The organism is Stutzerimonas stutzeri, from assembly GCF_024448935.1.
In the GTDB taxonomy this organism is placed as follows: Bacteria; Pseudomonadota; Gammaproteobacteria; order Pseudomonadales; family Pseudomonadaceae; genus Stutzerimonas; species Stutzerimonas stutzeri_AO.
The window spans coordinates 1-533 of the sequence record NZ_JAMOIE010000275.1; the positions used below are offsets into that span (position 1 = coordinate 1).

Consider the following 533-nt stretch of genomic DNA (forward strand, 5'->3'; position numbering starts at 1 on the left):
CTAGTGTCTAATTGCATTGATACGCGATATAATCTACTTTCAATCCAGGCGGAGATTGGAGGGAAGGATGGCCAGAGTCGCGGTAGCGCTGTCGTGTTCTGCGGACGTGAGGGCTGAACTGGAGCGCTTGTCGCGCAGCCGCAGTGGAGAAGTGCGCATGGCGGAGCGTGCGCGGATGGTTCTGGGATGCCTGGCGGGTCGGCGCAACGACGAGGTGGCGCGTGAACTGGGGGTTCGCCCGAACACGGTCGGGCAATGGCGCATACGCTTTGCGGAGCACGGCCTGGCGGGTCTGCGAGATGCTCCGCGGCCGGGCAAGCCGGTCAAGTACGGAGCGGCGTTGCGCACCCGCCTGTTGGCGCAGCTGGAGTTGCCCCCTCCGGCGGGGAGGGCGAGTTGGGATGGCGGATCGCTGGCCGCGGCGCTGGGTGTCCCTGACGATGCCGTATGGCGCATCCTGCGCAAGGAGGGTATCCAGCTCCAAAGACACCGCACCTGGTGTGTCAGCACCGATCCGGAATTTGCGGCCAAGG

Annotated in this window: 1 protein-coding gene; it reads left to right on the top strand. The window is 65.1% G+C overall.

Features of this window, described 5'->3' with window-relative positions:
* Positions 1-67: 67 nt before the first annotated feature.
* Positions 68-533, top strand: a 466-nt coding sequence (locus NA637_RS25330; protein ID WP_256075424.1) for a helix-turn-helix domain-containing protein, incomplete at its 3' end; no start/stop codon positions are given.